The following is a 3,094-nucleotide window of genomic DNA, read 5'->3' as shown; positions in this document are numbered from 1 at the left end:
GTGGTGGAGCGCACGCTGGCGGTGAAACTGGCGCCGTTGGATCTCAAGCCGGCACAGCTAGACGTGCTGATGAACCTCTACCGCCATCCCGGCATGTCGCAGCATGACCTTGCCCGCAAGCTCTTGGTCGGGCGCTCCAACATCACCATGCTCTTGCCGCAGCTGGAGACCCGCGGCCTGCTGCGCCGCGAGGGCGACGAGAAGGACAAGCGCGTGCTCAGGCTAAGCCTGACCGTGGAAGGCGAAGCCCTGCTGATGCAGGCGCTAAAGGTTCACATGGCGCTGATCGAGCAGGCGATGAGCCAGTCGACTGCGGAGCAGTGCGACATGATCGGTGAGCAGATGCGCAAGATCGCCGATGTGCTGAAGGAAGCGTAAGCGCCGGCGCACCGAGATGCAGGTCAGGATGCGCCGAAAATGATGGCCTCCGATAAGCGGAGCGAGCGTACTTAACGTGCGTGAGCACCGGAAGCGCAGGAGGCCGCCATTTGCAGGCCAGCCTCACCTGAACCTACCACATCGTCTTCTTTGCCCGCTCGGGCCATTCCCTGTCGTAGGTTTCGCCGTCGATGTTTTTCCGGCTGGTGATTTCCAGTATTTGGCCGGGCGTCGGCAGCGCTTTCGGATCGACATGCTTCGCCGGGTTCCACAGCTCCGACCGGACGACGGCGCGGGCGCATTGGAAATAGACCGAATCGACGGCAATCACGGTGCCCGAACGTGCAGGTTTGCCGTCGACGCTGAAGGAGGCGCAGAGCCCGGCGTCGGTGGTGATGTGAGCCCTGCCATTGACGCGCAGCGTGGTGCCCGATCCGGGCACCAGGAACAAGAGGCCGACGCGAGGGTCGCGGATGATGTTCTTCAGCGAATCGGCGCGGTTGTTGCCGCGGCGGTCAGGCATCATCAGCGTCTGTTGGTCGTGGATGCGCACGAAGCCGGCGAGATCGCCGCGCGGCGAGCAGTCGAGCCCCTCCGGCCCGGCGGTCGCCAGTGCCGCGAAGGGCGAGGCCTCGATGAAGGCGGCGTATTCGGGGATGATGTGGTCGAGTTCCTTGACGATCGAGGCTTCGCCTGGAGCCCCATAGAGCGCTTCGAGCTGTTCGACCGTTGTGATGACCGACATCTTTTTGTCTCCAAACCTTTGCCGGCGCTACTCCACATCCATGACGCCTTGACGACAGTGCGGATGACACGGCCTAACGGTCGCGGCCGAGCCCCTTCTCCGCCAGCTCGGCGAGATAGGCGCTCCAGCGCGCCTCCTTCTCGTGACCCAGCGTGTGCAGGTAGTTCCACGTGAATATCCCAGTGTCGTGGAAATCGTCGAAGGTGATGCGCACCGCATAGTTGCCGACCGGCTCTATCTTGAGGATGGCGACATTGCGCTTGCCGGGCACGGTCACGCGCTGCTCCGGCGAATGGCCCTGCACTTCCGCCGAGGGCGACAGCACGCGCAGCAGCTCGGCCGGCAATTCGAACGGCTGGTGGTCCGCAAAGGTGACGGTAAGCAGCTTGCGGTCCTTCGAGACCCGGAGTTCCTTCGGCGCTGTCATGCGGATCGTTCCTGCGTCATTTCCACCCTTCCCTACGCTGCTTCGCCTCAGGCGAAAAGGCCATTGCAGGGCGGCCGACACGCGATGTCGGTCGGGGAATGTTACCAAAGATCAAGACCGACTATCTTGAATGAAAGGCCGTATCGTATCACATAGCGGTATATAACGACGCCGTTCGCGGCCACGGGAAACGCAAAAGCATGGACATGATCGATCCTTTCGGTCGAACGATCAGCTACCTGCGCGTGTCGGTCACCGACCGCTGCGATTTCCGCTGCACCTATTGCATGGCCGAGGACATGACCTTCCTGCCCAAGAAGGATCTCCTGTCGCTTGAAGAGCTCGACCGGCTCTGCACCGTCTTCATCGAAAAGGGCGTGCGGAAATTTCGCCTCACCGGCGGCGAGCCGCTGGTGCGCAAGAACATCATGCACCTCGTGCGCCAGCTGTCGCGGCATCTGAAGAGCGGCGCGCTGGAAGAGCTGACGCTGACCACCAACGGCTCGCAGCTGTCGCGCTTCGCCGCGGAGCTTGCCGATTGCGGGGTCGAGCGCATCAACGTCTCGCTGGACACGCTCGACGCCGACAAGTTCCATCAGATCACCCGCTGGGGCCATCTCGGCAAGGTCATGGAAGGCATCGACGCCGCCCAGGCGGCGGGGCTGAAGGTCAAGCTCAACGCGGTGGCGCTGAAAGACTTCAACGACGCGGAGCTGCCCGAGATGATGCGCTGGGCGCACGGCCGCGGCATGGACCTCACCGTCATCGAAACCATGCCGATGGGCGAGATCGACGCCGACCGCACCGACCAGTACCTGCCGCTGTCGCTGCTCAGGGCCCAGCTCGAGCGCCAGTTCACGCTGAGCGACATCCCCTACAAGACCGGCGGCCCGGCCCGTTACGTCCATGTCGCCGAGACCGGCGGCAGGCTCGGCTTCATCACGCCGATGACGCATAATTTCTGCGAAAGCTGCAACCGCGTCAGGCTGACCTGCACCGGCACCCTCTATATGTGCCTCGGTCAGGAAGACGCCGCCGACTTGCGCGCGCCGTTGCGTGCGTCCGAAGGCAACGAACTGGTCTCCGCGGCAATCGACGAGGCGATCGGGCGCAAGCCCAAGGGCCATGACTTCATCATCGACCGCCGCACCAGCCGGCCGGCGGTGTCCCGGCATATGAGCGTCACCGGCGGCTGACCTTTTCCGCCATTTGAGGCAAGGATCGCCTCCGTCATTGGCTGGAGACTGGCTTGAAGCACCTTTTCCCGACCCTGGCCATCGCGGCGTTGAGCATCGCAGCGGCAGCCAGCGCCGCGCCGTTCACCTACACCAATCAGCGCTTTGGCACCGTCTGCACCTTTCCGGACGAGATCTTCAGCATTCGCGAGCCCGAGCCGGAGAATGGCGACGGGCAGCAATGGAGCGCGCCCGACGGAGCCAGCCTGATCTGCTCTGGCATCCTCAACGTCGATGACGACACGCCGAAAGGCTTTGTCTCCGCCGAGAAGGCCAGCGCCGAGCCAGGCTACAAGATCACCTACAGCA

4 protein-coding genes and 1 pseudogene are annotated in these 3,094 nt (G+C 63.4%); 3 read left to right on the top strand and 2 right to left on the bottom strand.

The genetic code is table 11. The features are described from left to right. On the top strand, positions 1–378 hold a 378-nt coding region (locus tag EOA33_RS29885; protein WP_145989348.1), incomplete at its 5' end, for a MarR family transcriptional regulator. 133 nt (positions 379–511) lie between these two features. On the opposite strand, the gene EOA33_RS29880 is transcribed toward EOA33_RS29885, so the two are convergent. Further along, positions 512–1,123, bottom strand: a complete 612-nt coding sequence (locus EOA33_RS29880; protein ID WP_127407278.1) for a pyridoxamine 5'-phosphate oxidase family protein — start codon at positions 1,121–1,123, stop codon at positions 512–514. Between the two features lie 73 nt (positions 1,124–1,196). Further along, on the bottom strand, positions 1,197–1,550 hold the full coding sequence (locus EOA33_RS29875) for a DUF971 domain-containing protein (RefSeq protein ID WP_126054514.1): 354 nt from the start codon (positions 1,548–1,550) through the stop codon (positions 1,197–1,199). A gap of 200 nt (positions 1,551–1,750) precedes the next feature. On the opposite strand from EOA33_RS29875, the gene moaA reads away from it, so the two are divergent. After that, a complete protein-coding gene (moaA, locus tag EOA33_RS29870) occupies positions 1,751–2,746 on the top strand; it encodes a GTP 3',8-cyclase MoaA (RefSeq protein ID WP_127407277.1) in 996 nt (331 codons plus the stop codon). A gap of 53 nt (positions 2,747–2,799) precedes the next feature. After that, positions 2,800–3,094, top strand: a pseudogene (locus EOA33_RS29865) (hypothetical protein); the annotation flags it as partial.

The sequence above is a fragment of the Mesorhizobium sp. M4A.F.Ca.ET.050.02.1.1 genome (assembly GCF_003997725.1).
In the GTDB taxonomy this organism is placed as follows: Bacteria; Pseudomonadota; Alphaproteobacteria; order Rhizobiales; family Rhizobiaceae; genus Mesorhizobium.
This window is presented reverse-complemented; position numbering and strand designations above follow the sequence as displayed.

Bases quoted from the DNA above. Each gene is read 5' to 3' on its own strand.
- EOA33_RS29880 (WP_127407278.1), bottom strand. From the start codon at position 1,123: ATGTCGGTCATCACAACGGTCGAACAGCTCGAAGCGCTCTATGGGGCT.
- EOA33_RS29875 (WP_126054514.1), bottom strand. From the start codon at position 1,550: ATGACAGCGCCGAAGGAACTCCGGGTCTCGAAGGACCGCAAGCTGCTT.
- moaA (WP_127407277.1), top strand. From the start codon at position 1,751: ATGGACATGATCGATCCTTTCGGTCGAACGATCAGCTACCTGCGCGTG.